Origin of the sequence: Sphingobium sp. OAS761 (genome assembly GCF_024168485.1) — a bacterium.
Lineage (GTDB): Bacteria > Pseudomonadota > Alphaproteobacteria > Sphingomonadales > Sphingomonadaceae > Sphingobium.
Genome location: NZ_JALJVY010000008.1, coordinates 205,180 through 222,392, shown reverse-complemented (window position 1 = coordinate 222,392; position 17,213 = coordinate 205,180). Strand labels below are relative to the sequence as shown.

Annotated in this window: 19 protein-coding genes; 10 read left to right on the top strand and 9 right to left on the bottom strand. The window is 64.3% G+C overall.

The genetic code is table 11. The annotated features are described in order from the left end of the window. The first annotated feature begins 94 nt into the window (after nucleotides 1-94). Nucleotides 95-736 carry a hypothetical protein gene (locus J3E64_RS12755; protein ID WP_253343399.1) on the top strand — a complete coding sequence of 214 codons (642 nt, stop codon included), beginning with the start codon at nucleotides 95-97 and terminating at the stop codon, nucleotides 734-736. Between the two features lie 95 nt (nucleotides 737-831). Here the strand turns inward: J3E64_RS12755 and J3E64_RS20690 are convergent, their stop codons facing one another. The 3 genes from J3E64_RS20690 to J3E64_RS12735 form a co-directional block, all read right to left on the bottom strand. Further along, complete coding sequence (locus tag J3E64_RS20690; RefSeq protein ID WP_301287261.1) at nucleotides 832-1,437, bottom strand: methyl-accepting chemotaxis protein; 606 nt, start codon at nucleotides 1,435-1,437, stop codon at nucleotides 832-834. Between the two features lie 153 nt (nucleotides 1,438-1,590). Further along, complete coding sequence (gene ctrA / locus J3E64_RS12740) at nucleotides 1,591-2,298, bottom strand: response regulator transcription factor CtrA (protein WP_253343398.1); 708 nt, start codon at nucleotides 2,296-2,298, stop codon at nucleotides 1,591-1,593. Nucleotides 2,299-2,504: 206 nt separating this feature from the next. Continuing rightward, on the bottom strand, nucleotides 2,505-3,398 hold the full coding sequence (locus J3E64_RS12735; RefSeq protein ID WP_253343397.1) for a LysR family transcriptional regulator: 894 nt from the start codon (nucleotides 3,396-3,398) through the stop codon (nucleotides 2,505-2,507). 105 nt (nucleotides 3,399-3,503) lie between these two features. On the opposite strand from J3E64_RS12735, the gene J3E64_RS12730 reads away from it, so the two are divergent. The 3 genes from J3E64_RS12730 (at nucleotide 3,504) to J3E64_RS12720 (ending at nucleotide 5,592) form a co-directional block, all read left to right on the top strand. Further along, nucleotides 3,504-4,223 (top strand): pirin family protein, encoded by a 720-nt coding sequence (locus J3E64_RS12730; RefSeq protein WP_253343396.1) that lies wholly within the window; start codon nucleotides 3,504-3,506, stop codon nucleotides 4,221-4,223. Between the two features lie 90 nt (nucleotides 4,224-4,313). Then, entirely contained in the window at nucleotides 4,314-4,913 is a 600-nt protein-coding gene (gene wrbA, locus J3E64_RS12725) for an NAD(P)H:quinone oxidoreductase (RefSeq protein WP_253343395.1), read from the top strand. Nucleotides 4,914-5,115: 202 nt separating this feature from the next. Next, nucleotides 5,116-5,592: a hypothetical protein gene (locus tag J3E64_RS12720; protein ID WP_253343394.1), complete on the top strand. Its 477-nt coding sequence runs from the start codon at nucleotides 5,116-5,118 to the stop codon at nucleotides 5,590-5,592. Here J3E64_RS12720 and J3E64_RS12715 read toward each other — a convergent pair. Further along, nucleotides 5,589-6,548: an acyltransferase family protein gene (locus tag J3E64_RS12715; protein WP_253343393.1), complete on the bottom strand. Its 960-nt coding sequence runs from the start codon at nucleotides 6,546-6,548 to the stop codon at nucleotides 5,589-5,591. The two genes, J3E64_RS12720 and J3E64_RS12715, sit on opposite strands and share 4 nt — an antisense overlap. A 68-nt stretch (nucleotides 6,549-6,616) precedes the next feature. Between J3E64_RS12715 and J3E64_RS12710 the strand changes: the two genes are divergently transcribed. Genes J3E64_RS12710 through J3E64_RS12695 form a run of 4 tightly spaced genes read left to right on the top strand, consistent with a single transcriptional unit; the run spans nucleotide 6,617 to nucleotide 10,550 of the window. After that, on the top strand, nucleotides 6,617-7,294 hold the full coding sequence (locus tag J3E64_RS12710) for an RluA family pseudouridine synthase (RefSeq protein WP_253343392.1): 678 nt from the start codon (nucleotides 6,617-6,619) through the stop codon (nucleotides 7,292-7,294). Beyond that, nucleotides 7,281-7,685, top strand: coding sequence for an alternative ribosome rescue aminoacyl-tRNA hydrolase ArfB (gene arfB, locus J3E64_RS12705; RefSeq protein WP_253343391.1), 405 nt, complete (start codon nucleotides 7,281-7,283; stop codon nucleotides 7,683-7,685). The genes J3E64_RS12710 and arfB overlap by 14 nt, the downstream gene beginning before the upstream one ends. Nucleotide 7,686: 1 nt before the next feature. After that, nucleotides 7,687-9,411 carry a hypothetical protein gene (locus J3E64_RS12700; RefSeq protein ID WP_253343390.1) on the top strand — a complete coding sequence of 575 codons (1,725 nt, stop codon included), beginning with the start codon at nucleotides 7,687-7,689 and terminating at the stop codon, nucleotides 9,409-9,411. Further along, nucleotides 9,411-10,550, top strand: a complete 1,140-nt coding sequence (locus tag J3E64_RS12695) for a glycosyltransferase family 4 protein (RefSeq protein ID WP_253343389.1) — start codon at nucleotides 9,411-9,413, stop codon at nucleotides 10,548-10,550. The genes J3E64_RS12700 and J3E64_RS12695 overlap by 1 nt, the downstream gene beginning before the upstream one ends. On the opposite strand, the gene J3E64_RS12690 is transcribed toward J3E64_RS12695, so the two are convergent. From J3E64_RS12690 to J3E64_RS12680, 3 genes are read right to left on the bottom strand one after another with little or no spacing between them, the layout of a single operon-like run. Further along, nucleotides 10,538-11,461 (bottom strand): class I SAM-dependent methyltransferase, encoded by a 924-nt coding sequence (locus tag J3E64_RS12690; RefSeq protein WP_253343387.1) that lies wholly within the window; start codon nucleotides 11,459-11,461, stop codon nucleotides 10,538-10,540. The genes J3E64_RS12695 and J3E64_RS12690 overlap by 13 nt on opposite strands. After that, a complete protein-coding gene (locus tag J3E64_RS12685) occupies nucleotides 11,439-11,864 on the bottom strand; it encodes a GtrA family protein (RefSeq protein ID WP_253343385.1) in 426 nt (141 codons plus the stop codon). The genes J3E64_RS12690 and J3E64_RS12685 overlap by 23 nt, the downstream gene beginning before the upstream one ends. A gap of 3 nt (nucleotides 11,865-11,867) precedes the next feature. Next, the gene (locus tag J3E64_RS12680) at nucleotides 11,868-13,115 is read right to left on the bottom strand and encodes a glycosyltransferase family 2 protein (protein WP_253343384.1); all 1,248 of its coding nucleotides are present in this window, start codon (nucleotides 13,113-13,115) and stop codon (nucleotides 11,868-11,870) included. Nucleotides 13,116-13,218: 103 nt separating this feature from the next. Here J3E64_RS12680 and J3E64_RS12675 point away from each other — a divergent pair, with 103 nt between their 5' ends. Continuing rightward, entirely contained in the window at nucleotides 13,219-13,710 is a 492-nt protein-coding gene (locus tag J3E64_RS12675; protein ID WP_253343436.1) for a GAF domain-containing protein, read from the top strand. Between the two features lie 129 nt (nucleotides 13,711-13,839). Next, nucleotides 13,840-14,877: an RcnB family protein gene (locus J3E64_RS12670; RefSeq protein ID WP_253343383.1), complete on the top strand. Its 1,038-nt coding sequence runs from the start codon at nucleotides 13,840-13,842 to the stop codon at nucleotides 14,875-14,877. Nucleotides 14,878-14,968: 91 nt separating this feature from the next. Here J3E64_RS12670 and J3E64_RS12665 read toward each other — a convergent pair whose 3' ends face one another. After that, nucleotides 14,969-15,787, bottom strand: a complete 819-nt coding sequence (locus J3E64_RS12665; RefSeq protein WP_253343382.1) for an arginyltransferase — start codon at nucleotides 15,785-15,787, stop codon at nucleotides 14,969-14,971. A 113-nt stretch (nucleotides 15,788-15,900) separates the two neighbouring features. Next, complete coding sequence (locus tag J3E64_RS12660) at nucleotides 15,901-17,148, bottom strand: threonine ammonia-lyase (protein WP_253343381.1); 1,248 nt, start codon at nucleotides 17,146-17,148, stop codon at nucleotides 15,901-15,903. Between the last annotated feature and the right edge of the window lie 65 nt (nucleotides 17,149-17,213).

Genomic DNA, 17,213 nt, shown 5'->3' with positions numbered 1-17,213 from the left:
GTGCCTTATGTGAATTCTTGGGCGCCTTGGGATTAAAATCACGATCCGCTCCGTTGTCCGGTCATCGCATCGAGACAAATCAAGGAGATGAGCGATGAAAGCGAAGTTCATGTTAGCCGCCGCCTGCCTGACGCTGCTGGGCGGAACCTCCGCCTCGGCCCAGCTTCTTGGTGGCAGCGGTGGCCTGGGAGGCACCATTGGCGGCACCGCAGGCGGCCTGGGCGGATCGCTGGGCGGCACACTGGGCGGCTCTGGCGGCATCGATCGCAGCGTCGACCTGGACAACGGGCGTGTGGGTGCCAGCGGGTCAGGCAATGGCCATGCCAGCGGATCGGCAACGGGCAAGGGAAATAGCGGCCATGCCGGTGCGGCCGGGTCGGCCAATGGCGGGGTCGTAGTGGACACTCTCGGAACAAATGATGCGCGTGGAGCCGCAAGCAATGCGGTGAACACCGCTGGCAACGTGCGTAACCGCGCCGCAGCAACGGCAGGCGCGGCACGCGATCGCGCCGCTACCACAGCAGCCAACGCCCGTGATCGGGCGGAAAACACCGCCGCTGCCGCGCGCAACCGCGCCGCCGACACGGTGAATGGTGCAGCTTCGAAGGCGGCTGACGCAGCCGGTCGCGCTACGGCTGCGGCAGATACCGCAGGGACGGTGAGCGCGACCGGCCAGCTGTCTGGCGAAGGATCGGCATCGGCCGGCGCGTCCTCTCCGGACCCGACGCACCGCTGACCCCCGATGGAGCGCCGCGTCAGAGCCGTTCCCGTTTGACTTTCATCAAGGCCGGCGATCCTCGTTTCGGATCGCTGGCCTTCTTCTGTGCTGGTTTATGCCGCTTCGGTCACCATTGCGCGCGCACGGTCTGTTGCGCTCCGTGTATCACCGGCCAGCTTCTTCACCTCCGCGGCGACGACGGCGAAGCCCCGCCCTGCCTCACCGGCGCGGGCCGCCTCGATGCTGGCATTCAGAGCCAGCAAGTTGGTCTGGTTCGCAATCAGGCCGATTGCGTTGACGATGTCGGACAAGCCGTTCACCGTGCTGCGCAATTCCGCCCGCAAAGTCTGGGACGACGTGGTGTCAGTGGCGATCTTCAGGATACGCTCGACCTTCCCATCCTCCCCGAAAACCGGATTATAGGTGGCCTGCAACCACACGGATCGGCCGCCCTTGCCCATTCGTTGATATTCGCCCGTGTCGAAATCGCCCTTGCTGAGCTTGCGCCAGAAATCGGCATAGACTGCGGTTTCCGCATATCCCGGCTCGCAGAAAATGCGATGGTGGCGGCCGACCACTTCATCCAGCCCATACCCCATGGTGCGCAAAAACTGATCGTTGGCCCACAGCACCACGCCGCTCGGATCAAATTCGATCACCGCCTGTGAACGACATATTGCCTCCCACGCGGCTTCGTGGCTGTGTACCGCTTGCACCATTTCATGTCCTTCTTTTGCAGCCGCGATAAAGGATAAATGGTAAAGTGAAGTTTAACTGAATTATGTAATTTACGTATTCCATTTTGGCAGCGACGCAAAAACCGGCGGCCCGTTAGGACCGCCGGCTTTTTCACCCCCCGAAAAGCGGCTGGCTCAGGCCACCTTGGCCTGCGTCTCTTCCATTTCCTCAGGATCGCGCAACACGTAGCCACGGCCCCAGACAGTCTCGATATAATTGTCACCTCCGCATGCCAGCGCCAGCTTCTTGCGCAGCTTGCAGATGAAGACGTCGATGATCTTCAGTTCGGGTTCGTCCATGCCGCCATAGAGATGGTTGAGGAACATCTCCTTGGTCAGCGTCGTGCCCTTGCGGAGCGACAGAAGCTCCAGCATCGCATATTCCTTGCCGGTCAAATGGACGCGGTTGCCGTCCACTTCCACGGTCTTGGCGTCCAGGTTGACCGACAGCTTGCCGGTGCGGATGACCGATTGTGAATGCCCCTTGGACCGGCGGACCACCGCGTGGATGCGAGCGATCAGTTCCTCGCGATGAAACGGCTTGGTCACATAGTCGTCGGCGCCGAAGCCGAAGGAACGGACCTTGCTGTCCATCTCGGCAATGCCGGACAGGATCAGGACCGGCGTCTGCACCTTGGCCGCGCGCAGCTTCTTCAGCACGTCGTAGCCGTGCATGTCGGGCAGGTTCAGGTCCAGGCATATGATGTCGTAATCATACAGCTTGCCGAGGTCCAAACCCTCCTCGCCAAGATCGGTCGTATAGACGTTGAAGCCTTCGGTCGTGAGCATAAGCTCGATCGCCTTGGCGGTGGTCGGTTCGTCCTCGATCAGCAGCACGCGCATGTGAAGCCCCTTTGTGTCGCAGTCCCGTTCACCCCACCAGAACGGCTTTCGCGGTAATTCATTAACCAAAAAACTTCTGAAGGACAAAGGTTAATTTTTTGCTAACCCGCATAACTCCACGAGTCGGCAAATTTGAATCAGTTTGCGCTGGGTTGGAGCTAAAACGATTCAAATGGAGTCAAGATAGATTCACCTGCGCAACAAAATCAGCAGCCATGATGCCGCGTCAGAAAATCCAGCAGCGCCTCGACACGTGTCGGACGCAGGCGCGACGGCGGCGTGACGAGATGCAGGCCGAAGGGCGGTGGCCGCCAATCCGTCAATATCTCCTCGACTTCGCCCGCGGCCAGAGCATCGCCGACGATGAAATCCGGCAGGCGCGCGATACCGACGCCCAGGCGCAACGCGGGCAGCATCGCCTCTCCGCTGTTGACGGAAATGCGGCTGCGGACCTGAACGGCGACGCTTTGATTCCCGGGGCCCGAAAAGCGCCAGATGTCGGGCGTCGCAACATTTGTGTAGCATAGGCAGTCGTGCGTGCTCAGGTCGGCCGGGTGCGACGGACGCCCGCGCTCCGCCAGATAGGATGGCGATGCGACCACATGAAGGTTGACGTCGGCCAGCCGTCTGGCGCGCAGCGAACTGTCTGGCATGTCGGCAATCCGGATGGTCGCGTCCAGCCCGCGCTCGACTATGTCGATATGCTCGTCGGTCAGGTGCAGGTCGACATCGACCTGCGGATGATCGCGGGTAAATTGCGCCACCAGTGGCGCGACACGCAACAGGCCAAAGGTCATGGGCGCGCCCAGCCGCACGATGCCCGACAGCGCGTCCGTCTCGTCGCGAGCCGCTTCCTCGGCGGCTTCCCCCTCCGCAAGGATGCGCCGGGCATGGTCCGCGAGCCTTTTCCCGCTTTCTGTCAGCGCCAGACGACGGCTGGTGCGATTGAACAGGCTGGTATCCAGATGTTGCTCCAGCCGCGTCACAGCCTTGGACACCGTTGCCTTGGACAGGCTGAGAGCCTTGGCCGCCTCGGTGAAACTGCGGTGCTCGACCACCGCCGCGAACATGGCCCATGCTTCGAAATCGGGTAGCCGCATATAGAAACAATCCGTTTCAATGCTGTTTATTTCGGAAACGATGATGAGCGCTACATAGGGGGAAAGCAAGCCGGAACATGCCGGCTTTCAACGAAAGGCAAAGCTATGACCACCACCAGCGCGAGCCGCATCGAACGCCGCCCTTTCGCGTCGCTGGGCCATGCCGACCATGGCTGGCTGAATGCGCGCCATCATTTTTCCTTCGCCGACTATCATGACGACGATCGCATGCACTGGGGCGCCATCCGCGTCTGGAACGATGACGAGATCGGCGCACGTAGCGGCTTTCCGCCGCATCCCCACGCCGACATGGAAATCATCACCTATGTCCGCACCGGCGCGATCACCCATCAGGACAGCCTGGGCAACAGGGGCCGCACTGCGGCCGGCGACGTTCAGGTGATGTCGGCGGGCACCGGCATTCGCCACGCGGAATATAATCTGGAGGACGAAACCACCACATTGTTCCAGATCTGGATCATACCGCGCACCCGCGGCGGACAGCCGAGTTGGGGTGCCAAGCCTTTTCCCAAGGGCGACCGTTCCGGCAAGCTGGTGATACTGGCCAGTGGCCATGATGAGGATATCGATGCGCTTCGGATCCGGGCGGATGCCCGCTTGATGGGGGGCACGATAAAGGCCGGCCAGAGCGTCACCTATGACAGCGCGGCAGGCCGCCACCTCTATCTGGTGCCGGCGACCGGCCGCGTCGAGATTGAGGGCCAGACCTTCGAGGCCCGCGACGGTGCCGCGATCATCGGCGGCCAGCCTATCACGATAACCGCTCTGGAGGACGCAGAAATCGTCCTGGTGGATTCCCAATAGGCGCGCAACCCGGCGCGCCCGGCCGTCCGCGCATCCCCTCCCCCTTCCCGCGCGGACGGCCGTTTGACGTAAAGACTTAAGGAGACTGCAATGGCTAAGGTTCTGGTGCTCTATTATTCGTCCTATGGTCATATCGAGACGATGGCCAAGGCAGTGGCCGAAGGCGCCGCTGCCGCCGGGGCGCATGTCGACATTAAGCGGGTGCCCGAAACGGCCCCGCTTGAGGTCGCGAAGAATGCGCATTTCAAGCTGGATCAGGATGCGCCGGTGGCTGCCGTCGCGGATCTTGCCGATTATGATGCGATCGTCATCGGCACCGGAACGCGCTTCGGCCGGATGTCCAGCCAGATGGCGGCCTTCCTCGATCAAGCCGGCGGCCTGTGGGCCCGCGGCGCGCTGAACGGCAAGGTTGGAGGTGCCTTCACCTCGACCGCATCGCAGCATGGCGGACAGGAGGTGACGCTCTTTTCGATCATCACCAACCTCCTGCATTTCGGCATGACCATCGTCGGTCTGGATTATGGGTTCGCCGGACAGATGGGCGTCGACAAAGTGCGCGGGGGATCGCCTTATGGCGCCACGACCCTGGCCGACAGCGACGGCAGCCGCAGCCCTAGCGAGGAGGAACTGGACGGCGCGCGCTATCAGGGGCGCCGTATCGCCGAAACAGCGATGAAATTGCACGGCTGACCGGCCGCCGCGACGTCTGTACAAGGTGGGATGACAGGAGCCTTTCGGTCGCATGGAGGCTTGGATAAATCCGCAGGAGGCTGGCGCCACGGGACTGCGCGCCAGCCTCTTTTTTGGCTAACGACCTTGTAACCGTGGGTGTTCAGAAAATGACAGGTCCGTCGCGATAGGCGCTTGATGGGGCGCAAGGAGTTATGACCACATGGGTATCGCCATCAACGGCTCGGGTGCTTCCAGCGCCTGGGGGCAGATCAAGAAGATCGCGGAAAGCACGATAACGTCCCTGACCACGACTTCGCCCGCCACGACGACCGAGCCGGCGGCGACCTCGCCCGCCACGACGACCGAACCGTCTTCGGCGACCTCGGCGACGGGCAGCGTCACGACGGTCGTTGCAAGCGAACCAGCGTCGTCATCCGCACCGTTGACGTATGCCGCTCCGGCGAGCAGCGCAACACCAACGGCTGCGGTGACGCCCGGCGCATCCTTGACCGACCGGTTGACGGACTCCGGCTATTATTCCGCGCCGGAAAGCGCCACCGTGGCCGATCCCGTGGCGACCGCCCAAAAGGACGACGATGCCGGCCTGACGCAGGCACAGATCATCGCGCAGGCCGCCTATTCCCTGGTCGCGCGCGCTGGCGAGGATGATCGCCTCTCTCTTATCCAGAACGGCTAGAGCAGCCACCGCTTTAGCGGTGGCGACAGCCCGATGAGCCTTTCGATCGCAAAGGGCACGACCAGTGCCAGCGCGAACAGGCAGACCTTGGGCAGATAGGGCGTGAGATAGTGAATCACCGCGACGTGCAGGTACATGATGACCAACGCGGCACGGCCCAGCATCGCAAACGCACCCCCTACCGGAACCAGGCGTATCGACAGGGCGAAGATCAGCACCGAAGTTCCGATCGCACCGGCAATCGACAGGAGCGGCCAGCCATAATCGGCAGCTTTCATGTTGAGCGTCGGGAAAATCCCGCTCAATCCGGCCATGGCTAACGCTGCGGCCGGAATCGCCATCCATCGCCGCCAGGCCATCTGTCCCCCGGCCTTGCCCACCCATAGCAGGCAAAAGGCCATGGGCACGCTCAGCAGGCCCAGCGGCGACGCCGTGGTCCACCGGCCCAGGATGTAGGCAACGCCCAGAACCGGCGGAATGACCAGTGCCCAATGCAATTGGAAAGGCGACGGCCAGCGCGCAAGCGCCATGTTGAACAGGACGCGCGCCACCATCAGGCAGGGAACGAACCAGAAAATCGTGAAGGGGCCGCGGAGCCAGAATCCGCCGAGCAGGATAGGCGCAAGGTCTTCCGGCCAATCATTGAAGATCGGCATATGTCCCTTCATCCGTTCCACGACCTGATCGATCAGGATGAGCAGGAGCAGAAACACGGCATAGGGGCGCATCTGCCCTGCGAACTGTCGCGTCGTGAATGCAGCGACCGGTTGCGGGCGCGACAACATGCCCGACAGCAGGAAGAAAAGCGGCATGTGAAAACTGTACATGGCGTCGCGAAAGGCGCCGCGCGTCCACACATGCCCCGCGACCACCGCAAGGATGCCGATGCCACGCGCGACATCGACCCAGTTCAGCCGCCTGTCCGCCGCCTTCTCGCTCTGCCCCTTGTTGTCCATCGGCTCCACGGACTATAGCAGGCGCCGCGCACGTCAATTCTCAGCGTTCCTGCCCGATCGGAAATTTCTTGGCCCTTTTGACCGACCATGTGCTGTTTCTGGATGGCGAGGCCATCATCATCGACAAGCCCGCCGGCCTGCCGGTAGACGCCCCGCGCGACGGATCGATGAGCCTGGAAAACCATCTCGCCTCCCTGACCTTCGGATTTCAGCGCTGGCCGCTCCCCGTGCACCGGCTGGACCGGGACACCAGCGGATGCCTGCTGCTCGCACGCAATCCCAAGGCGCACAAGCGTTTCGCGGCCGCATTCGAGGCGGGGACGGTCGTCAAGCGCTATGTCGCGGTAATCGACGGCATACCGCAAGATGATAGCGGCACGATCGCCCTGTCGCTGGCAAAGATCAGCAGCCCGGCGAAGGGTTGGCGGATGATCCCGGCCAAGGCGGGAAAGCCGGCCGTCACGCACTGGCGAAAGCTGGCGGAAAAGGATGGCCGGGCGCTTGTGGCGTTCACCCCCGAAACGGGGCGCACGCACCAGATCCGGGTCCACGCCGAACATGGGCTGGGCTTCGGCATATTGGGCGATCCCGTCTATGGCAACGGCATCGGCCCCATGTTGCTGCACAGTCGCTTCCTGAGCGTGCCACGCGGCGGCAAGCCTGCCGCGGAGGCGGCTGCTCCGCTACCCGAAACATTCGCTGCTGCCGGATTTGGCGCTGACAATCTCGACGATGCCTCCCTTTGATATTCCCGAGGACGCGCTGGAGGAGCGCTTCGTCACCGGGGGTGGCCCGGGCGGGCAGAATGTGAACAAGGTGGCGACGACTGTACAACTGCGCGTCAACCTTTTCCGGCTGAGCCTGCCGCTGCACGCCTATCGCAAGATCAGGGAACTGGCCGGATCGCGACTGACCTCCGCCAACGAGATACTGATCCAGGCCAACCGCTTCCGCACGCAGGATGCGAACCGCCAGGATGCGCGCGAACGACTGGCCGAAATGATCGCCAGGGCGCATGAGCGCGACGCACGCCGTATCGCCACCAGGCCCGGCAAGGCCGCCAAGGCCCGGCGCGTCGATGCCAAGAAGGCACGCAGCAATGTGAAGCAGGGGCGCGGCAAGGTGAAGCTGGACTGAGATGGCTGCGGGGGGACAGCAGGAAACGGTCGAAGACGGCGCGGTGCGTGGCTGGGTGACGCGCGCCGGACTGACCCTGCCGGTCGCGCTCGGTGTCCTGCTGGCCATCGGCCTGATCGGCAATCTGCTGGGGCCGGTCAACGACAGGCGGCAGTTCAGCGGGTTCCTCTTCCTGCGGCAGGATTTGCTTCCGGCGCTGGCGATCATCCTCATGCTGCGGTTCACGCTGAAACCCGTGGACGGCGCCCCGGTCCGCGGACGACCCGGTCCGATACAACGGCCATGGCTGGTCGCCCTGGCCTTGGCCCTCGCCTGTTGGGCCGGGCATCGCTGGCTGCTGCTGGGCTACGACATGACACGCGACGAGCAAATGGCGACATTCGACGCCGCGATCTTCGCGCAAGGCCGCCTGTTCTGGCCGGTCGCGCCCGCCTGGCGCAATATGGCCGAAGCGCTGAACCAGTTTTTCATATTGCCGGTCGCGGATCGCCAAAACTGGGTTTCAGCCTATCTGCCCGTCAACGCCGCTACGCATGCCGCCCTGGGCCTGCTGGGCGTCGGCGAACTGGCGAGCCCGCTCTTCACCGCCATCGGCGCACTGGCGCTGTGGCGGATCGCCGAGCGGCTGTGGCCCGGCGACATCATGGCGCGAACGGTGGCGCTGCTGCTCTACGCGGGCTCGTCGCAGGTCGTGATCCAGGGGATGACAGCCCATGCGATGGCCGGTCATCTGGCACTCAACATGGTCTGGCTGTGGCTGTTCCTGCGGGGCGGATGGAGCCACGCGGGGGCGATCACGGTCGGGTTTCTCGCCACCGGGCTGCACCAGCCGCTGTTCCATCCGCTGTTCGTCTTTCCCATCCTGCTGACGCTGCCGCTGCAACGGCGCTGGCCCCTGACACTCGTCTATGGCGCATCCTATCTGGCCATCGGGCTATTCTGGCTGTCCTGGCCGGGCATGATAGCGACCATGGCGGGCGGACCGCTCGCCAGCCTGTCGGGCACGGGCGACCGGATCAGCTATCTCGATCGCGTCGCGTTCATGCTCCGCGACCTGGGGCCCGTCAGCCTGTGGCTGATGGCGATCAACCTGCTGCGTTTCATCGTCTGGCAGCACCTGCTGCTGCTGCCGCTGGCAGCGGCGGCCATCGGCCTGGCCTGGCGCCGGCCCTTGGTGCGGCCGCTGTCGGCTGGTGTGGCGCTGCACATCCTGTGCGTCGGGTTGCTGCTCGCCTATCAGGGGCATGGATGGGGCTATCGCTACCTTCACGGCGTGATCGGCAGCCTGTGCCTGCTGGGCGTCGAAGGCTGGCGCATGGTGTACCGCCATTGGCCCTCTTCTCGGCTGTGGGCATGGGGCAACGCCGCTACCTTCCTGCTCGTCGTGCCCGCGCACATGGCGATGGCAGCATGGCTGACCTGGCCCTATGCGCGTACCTCTGGCGCCATCGACGCGCTTGATGCGCCCGTTGCCATCGTCGACGATGGCGCGGTGGCGTTCGGCGCCGATCTGGTCCACAACCGGCCCGACCTGACCAACCGGCCGATCCGCCTGCTCGCGGGCCAGTTGACGGTGGAACAGGCGCGCGCACTCTGTCTCGATGGGCCGGTCGCCTTCGTCGATATAGGATCAATGCGATCGATCCGGGATCGCATCGATGCCGAACCGGGCGATGAACGCCATTTTCACGCCTTGCAGGCCGCTTGCAGGAAAGTCCGCCCCTGATGCGCGTCTGTATCGTCTACGACTGCCTGTTTCCCTGGACGATCGGCGGTGCCGAGCGGTGGTATCGCGCGCTGGCCGAGCGGCTGGCGGCGGACGGGCACCAGGTCACCTACCTGACCATGACGCAATGGGAAGAGGGTTCGCCGCCGGAGATCGCGGGCGTGACCATCGTCCCGGTCGCGCCTCGCGCCGCATTATACGAGGACGGCAAGCGGCGGATCGCTCCCCCCTTACGCTTCGGCATCGGCATATTGCTCCATTTGGCCCGGCACGGCCGCACCTATGACGTCGTGCACCTCTGTTCCTTCCCTTATTTCGCCCTGCTGGCCGCCGGGCTGCTCCGACCGCTGCACGGCTATCGCATCATTTGCGACTGGTTCGAGATATGGAGCCGCGATTATTGGCGCGATTATCTTGGGCGCCTAGGCTGGGTGGGCGCCACCATCCAGTGGATGTGCGCGCGTGTCCGGCAGCGCGCCCATGTATTCAGCCGCCTGCACGAGGGACGGCTGCGCGCGCTGGGTCTCAACGGGACGATCGACTATCTGCCCGGGCTGGCCCAGATGCCGCCGCATGCCGAACCGCTCGCCGCAAAGGATCCGCCGACCATCCTCTATGCGGGAAGGATGATCGAGGAGAAGCGCATATCGCTGCTGGTCGATGCCATCGCCATCGCGCGCCGCTCCGCGCCGCGGATCCAAGCCGTCCTCTTCGGCAACGGCCCGGACAGGCCACGGATCGAGGCACGTATCGCAAAGCATGGGCTGACCGACAGCATCGCCCTGCCCGGTTTCGTCGAAGGCGATGTGCTGGAACAGGCGATGCGCCAGGCGCTTTGTATCGTGCAGCCTTCCGAGCGTGAGGGCTATGGGCTGGTCGTGGTGGAAGCCTCGGCACGCGGCGTGCCCGCAATCGTGGCGACGGCCCCGGACAATGCAGCGGTCGAACTGGTCGAGCCTGGCCGCAACGGCTTCATTGCCGATCCACCCACCGCGCAGGCGCTGGCCGACGCCCTGCTGGCCGCACTGGGGGCGGGCGACGCGCTTCGCACCTCGACGGTGGACTGGTATGCCGACAATGCAGAGCGCCTTTCGGTCGAAAGCTCGCTCCGCGCGGTATCGGTCAGCTATTCCGGCTGAACCGCGATGATCCGCAGCGCGCTGGGCCGCCCGGTCAGTTTCTCGGCCAGCCATTGCAGTGGCCGCAGCGCAACGCCGATCAGGAAGAAGATACCCGAATAGGGCCGCCCGAAGCGATTGGCGATCGAATGGCCCATGGTCGCAGCGCAGACATCTTCCTGCGCCAGGATGGCGAGCCCCTGCGCTTCCACGAGCGCGCGCAGGCTGCGGCGGGAAAAATGAACACGGTGGAAGGGCAGATACCAGTTCTCGCAATCGGCCCCGAACCATGGCGTCCAGATGCAATCGACGTTGGGCACCTCCACGACCAGCCTTCCGCCCGGCGCCAGCAAGGCGGTCAGGCGCCCGATGAAGCGATGGGGATCGTCGTCATGCTCCAGCGCGTGGAAGCACAGGACAAGGTCAGCCTTCCCGGCAAGATCGGACAGGGCGGCGAAGGAGGCATAACGTGCCCGTTCCATCGGTTCGGGCGGATCGTCGAAGAAGTCGAGACCGATGACGTCGGCACCGGGTCGCAGTGCATCGGCCATGCATCGGGTTATCAGCCCGTTGCCGCAGGCGAAATCCACCACGATCCGCGGGCGCCCGCCGGCCTGGCGCAGCAAGTGCTTCGCCAGCCGGTCGAAGGCGGTGCGTTTGATCCAGCGCGCCAGCGGGGAATCGCCCCGCTGGAAATCCTGGCTTTCGCGTCCTTCATAGAGAGCGGCGACATCATCCATGGCCGGCCGCGTGACGCCGTGGCCGCACGTGCCGCAGCGATATACGTCGATTCGCCCGCCGCCGCGCCCCGGCACGTCCGTCGACAATCGGGGCCTGGCATCGAACCGGCAGCCCGCCGCCCCGCCCGACGGACATTGGGCATAAGGTGCCAGTCCCAGAGCGCTCATGTCAGGAACGGGATTGGTCGACAATGGCCGGGTCCATGGCAAAGCTCCAGATACGATGCACCAGGAAATTAGTCGGCGCCATGATGGCGGCAACGATCAGGTTCGACCAGTAATATGGCAGGCCCAGCCTGACCAGCGCCCATGTCAGCAGCATCACCACACCCAGATTGGCGAGCACGCCCAAGGCATAGCGCATCATCTCTCCGCCCGTCATGCTGCCGTCCTTGCGGAAGGTCCATTGGCGGTTGAGCAGGAAGGCAACAAGCGTCATCCCCAGCGTGCACAGCACGATCGACAGCAGATAATGGAAATGCAGTATTTCCGTCAGCGCGACGACGATCAGGTTGTTCAGCAGCACCATCAGCGCGCCGACAATGCAGAAACGCAGGCCTTCGCCCGCCAGCCTGCGCCAGTCGCGCCGCGTCACGGATCAGGCGCCGGGCAGCCGGACAGGCTGCCTGTTGCCGACGAACCGCGCGTCATGGCCCGCCATGATGGCAAGGAGGAAGCCGCCGAACACGGTCTGAGCGCCGGTTGCACCCAGCACGCCGGCAAGGACCAGCGGCATCGGGTTGGGCAGCGCGACGAAGCCGTGCGCCGACCAGTACCAGCCGGTGATCGCGAAGATCGCAGCCGATGAAAGCATTTCGAGCGCACCGATCGCCAGCATGGTTTCCAGATTGAACAGGCGGCCCATGCGTCCGACCATGGGACGCAGGCGGCGATAGCCCGATGTCACGCCATGAAGATGGCCCGCAACCGCCATGAGCAAGGCGAGATGTCCCGTGGTAAAAAGGAAGCCGCTGGCGATGGACCAGCTCACGCCGAACGGTGTTTCGCCGTGGAAAATCTTGAGCCAGAAGCCGATGGCGACCGCAAGGACCAGCGCGGAAAGCCCCATCGCCAGTGCCGCGGGCACACCGAAAACCCAGGTAGGGCTTAGCATCAGCAGATAGCGCAGGTGCCGCCAGCCGTCGCGCCAGGGGCGCAGGTGGGGCGCGCGATCGCGCAGGTCGACAGAAAGCGTGGCGGGAACCTCGGTGATGCGAAAGCGGCGCAGGCTGGCCTTGATGACCATTTCGCTCGCGAATTCCATGCCGCTGCCCGAAAGGCCGAGCGAGGCGAAGCAGTCGCGCGTGATCGCGCGCAGTCCGCAATGGGCATCGCTGATTCCCGAACGGAAAAAAAGGTTGAGAATGCCGGTCAGGAGCGGATTGCCGATATAGCGGTTCTTCCAAGGCATGGCGCCCGGCGCGATACCGCCCCTGAAGCGCGACCCCATGCATAGGTCCGCGCCGGCCAGCAGTTCGCCGATCATCGCAACGCCATCGGTAAAATCATAGCTGCCGTCCGCGTCGCCCATCATCAGATAGCGACCCCAGGCACCTTCGCATCCGCCGATCAGCGCCGCACCATAGCCGCGCGCGGCGACCGGAACGACGCGGGCCCCGAGGTCGGTCGCGATCTGTTGGCTGCCGTCGGTCGATCCGTTGTCCGCGATCACGATCTCGCCGAACAGGCCGTAATCCGCCTCGATCCTGTCCAGCGCGCGCCGGGCGTTGGCGATGCAATGCGGCAGGCTGATCGCTTCATCGAGGCACGGCATGATGATCGAGACGTCCACCGCGCGGGCGTCGCCCTGCAACTGGGACAGGTTGTGCGTGGAATCCAGAAACATCAACACCCCCGACGACAGGTCATGACCCGGCGATAAGGGCTTTTGGTTAATGCTTCCTTTCGCCCTCTGGCCGGCGTCGGGCGAAGCGCCTACATGGGGCGTCATGTACGACTTCGCTCCCGCCGATACCGCCGACAAGGCGACCCTGTACAGCGACCTGCTGGCCGCTGCCGACGCGCTGACCCGCGACGAGCCGGACCCGGTCGCGAACATGGCCAATCTTGCCGCCCTGATCTGGCAATTCCTCCCCGATCTCAACTGGTCGGGCTTTTACCGCATGGTGGATGACGAACTGGTCCTCGGGCCGTTCCAGGGCAAGCCAGCCTGCATCCGCATACCACTTGGTCGGGGTGTGTGCGGTGCCGCAGCGGCGAGCGAACAGACTCTCCTGGTCGCCGATGTCCACGCCTTTCCCGGCCACATCGCCTGCGACGCGGCGAGCGCATCCGAAATCGTCGTGCCGATCCGCCATGACGGCCGCCTGATCGGCGTGCTGGACCTCGACAGCCCGCGCACCGCCCGGTTCGACGCGCAGGACGCGCAAGGGCTGGAAATGCTCGTCGCGCAGATCGCCGGGCGCATAGCAGGCCCCTGATCCGGCCCGTTTCGGGACAGCGTCGGTCGCTGATTCGATGGAACGGTGCGGATAGACATGCTAAACTTCGCGTTAGCATTTGGACGCCGGCTCGCGGCCGCGTGTCCTTGGCCAACAGGGAGATTGACGATGCGCCTGCCCCAACTGCTTCTGCTCGGTGCCGGACTGGCACTTGCGGGCGCGGCCCAGCCGGCATTGGCCGGCGGCAAGTCGGGCATGCACATGCCCCGCCCCGGCATGGGCTGGCAGCAGGGCGGACATCGCTGGGGTCCCCGGCATAGTGGCCGCTGGTATGCCGGATGGCGCGCGCCGGGCGGCTGGTCCGCCTATCGTCGTCCCGTACGTGGCTACATATTGCCGCGCTACTGGATCGCGCCCAGCTTCTATATTTCCAACTACGGTGCCTACGGCCTGCCTGCGCCTGCCACGGGCTATGGCTGGTCGCGCTATTATGACGACGCCGTGATGACCGACCGCTACGGCCGGGTCTATGATTATCGCGGGGACATCGACTGGGATCGTTACGAAGGCGGATATGGCCCGGACGAGGCGCGTGACGGCTACTATGCCGACGCTCCCCGTCGCGACAACGGCCTGGGCGGCGCGGCCATCGGTGCGGTCGTCGGCGGCGTTGCCGGTAATCGCATCGCCGGACGCGGCAACCGGACCGAAGGTACGCTGATCGGCGCAGGCGTCGGTGCGCTGGCCGGAATGGCAATCGACAAGGCGGAAGACGGCCCGCACCACGCTGCGCCGCCGCCACGCCGGCCGGGTGCCGGCTATGACTATGGCTACGGCTATGGCGACGACACGGTTACCAGCGCCAACGAATATGAAGGACGCTGGACCGGCACCTGGACCACCGACGACGGGAAGAAGGTCAGCGGGACTTATGAAGGACGCTTCGAAGGCGATGTGCGCGGTGCGGGCGTCGACTATTACGCGCCGCCTTACGCCGCCGGACCGCACTGGTCCCACGGCCCTGCGCCGATCGTGACTCAGGGCGGCGGCTATATTTCCGGCGGCTATTATTATCCTGCGCCGATAGTCACTACCGTGACCGTTCAGCCGGCGACCAGCACGACAACCACGACCACCTATGTCTCGGAAAGGGTCGTAAGCCGCCGGCCCGCGCGCCGGTCGCGCGCTGCCTGCCGCTGCAAGTAACATCTCCTGCCGGCCCGTGGCGCGTGTCGCTACCGGCCGGCACCGCGACCAACTTACCGCCGCTCCGGGACGAGCGCCGACCTATTTGCGGCTATTTGCGGAAGATGCTGGCCAACTCTATCGGCAGCGGCGTATCTGCCCTGCTGACGACATCGTAGATGGCCGCGCTCCGGTCGCCCGGTTCGAACCGCTGCCATCCATTCCGGGTAAGACGTTCCAACGGGCGATAACGAATCTTGTATTGCATCCGCTGCGATCCATCGACCCAGTAGCCCAGATAGACATAAGGCAGCCCTGCGCGCGCGGCGCGCAGGATATGGTCCATGATGATGAAATTGCCCAGCCCCTGCCGGTTCGGCAGTTCCGTCTCGAAAAAGCTGTAGATCATCGACAGGCCGTCACCCTGCCGGTCCGTCAGGCATGCGCCGACCAGCCGCCCGACCCGCCCGTCAATGCCGGGTTCGCGATATTCCACGATATGGCTGTCGACGGGCGTCTGTTCGACCATGTCGGCGAAATCCATCTCGTCCATCTCGGTCATGCCGCCACCGGGATGACGTGCCGTAAGATAGCGTTGCAACAGGGCGAACTGCTCTTCCGTCGACCAGGGCTTGCACGCCGTAACGATCAGATCCTCGTTGCGGCGCAGCAATTTGCGCTGCGTCGCGTTGGGTTGAAATTCGTCCGCCACGACGCGTACCGACACGCAGGCGGAGCAATCCGCGCAGCTGGGCCGATAGGCGACGTTCTGGCTTCGGCGAAAACCGATGCGGCCCAGCGCGTCGTTCAGTTCCGACGCATTGTCGCCGCTCAGTTCGGTGAATACCTTGCGCTCCTGCTTCCCTGGCAGATAGGGGCAAGGCGACGGGTTGGTTACGAAGAAGCGGGGAAAGCGGAAGGGTGCCGTCACGCTGGCTTCTCCGGTTCGACGCTGCTGCCTGGACGAGTCATGGCGGGACTATGGCGCCGACGCGTGCACGTGAAAAGGGCGTTTACCACGAAAAGTAACGCCTCGACAGCATGTCAGCCAACCTCGATCGGCGCGACCTCATAACCCGCTTCGCGCAGGGCGGCGATCAGACGTTGCAAGTGGTCGCGATCGCGCGTTTCGCATTCCACGTCCAGCGTCAGGCCCTTGGCCGGCAGGTTGGTGAAAATGCGCTGATGCGCGAGTTCCAGGATATTGACAGCCTCCTGATCGAAGATCCGCGCGACGTGAAACAGCGCGCCCGGGCGGTCCTGAAGGATGATCCGCAACCGCGCGAGCCGCCCGGACCGGGCCAGGTCGCGCAGCAACACATTGGCGAGCAGCCGCGTGTCGATATTGCCCCCCGTCAGGACCAGCCCGACCTTCCGGCCCACGAACTGCCCGCGATAACTGAGCAGCGCGGCAAGACCCGCCGCACCGGCACCTTCGACAACCGTTTTCTCGATCTGGAGCAGAAGGCTGAGTGCTTCCTCCAGCCGCCGTTCGGTGACCAGCAGCACGTCATCGGCCAGACGGTCGACAAAGCGCCGGGTCAGTTCTCCCGGCTGCTTGACGGCAATGCCCTCTGCCAGCGTATCGCCGTCGCAGGCCAGGTCCGCGCCTTTGATATAGTCGTACATCGACGGATAGAGTTCGGCCTGCACACCCACCAGCCTGATGTCCGGCTTCATCGCGCGCGCGGCCGTCGCCATGCCGGAAAACAGGCCACCTCCTCCGATAGGCACGATCAGCGTGTCGATCTCGGGCGCGTCCTCCAGCATCTCAAGCGCCACCGTCCCCTGTCCGGCGATGATGTCGGGCTCGTCGAAGGGATGGATGAAGGTCAGCCCCTGCTCCACCTCCAGCTTGCGGGCATGGGCATAGGCATCGTCGAACTTCTCGCCATGCTGGACGACGGTCGCGCCATGTCCCTGCGTCTGCGTAATCTTGATGATCGGCGTAGTTTCCGGCATCACGATGGTGACGGGCACGCCCAGCCGCTTGCCGTGGTAGGCAAGGCCCTGCGCATGATTTCCGGCCGACGCGGCGATCACGCCCTTCGCACGCGAATCCGCGTCGAGCTGCAACAGCCGGTTCAGCGCCCCGCGTTCCTTGTAAGCCGCGGTGAACTGAAGATTTTCGAACTTCAGATAGACCTTGCAGCCCAGCATGTCCGAAAAGGTCTGGCTGATCAGCGTCGGCGTTTTGACGACCGAGCCCGCGATCCGGGTGCGCGCGGCCAATATGTCATCGACGGTTACCGGCAGAGGCAGGGCATTTTCCAGGCTTTCGAGCGTATTCATGGGCAGCCCCGTAAACGAAAATTGCCGGCGAAGAAACTGGCACTCGCCAAAAACTAGCCCTATGG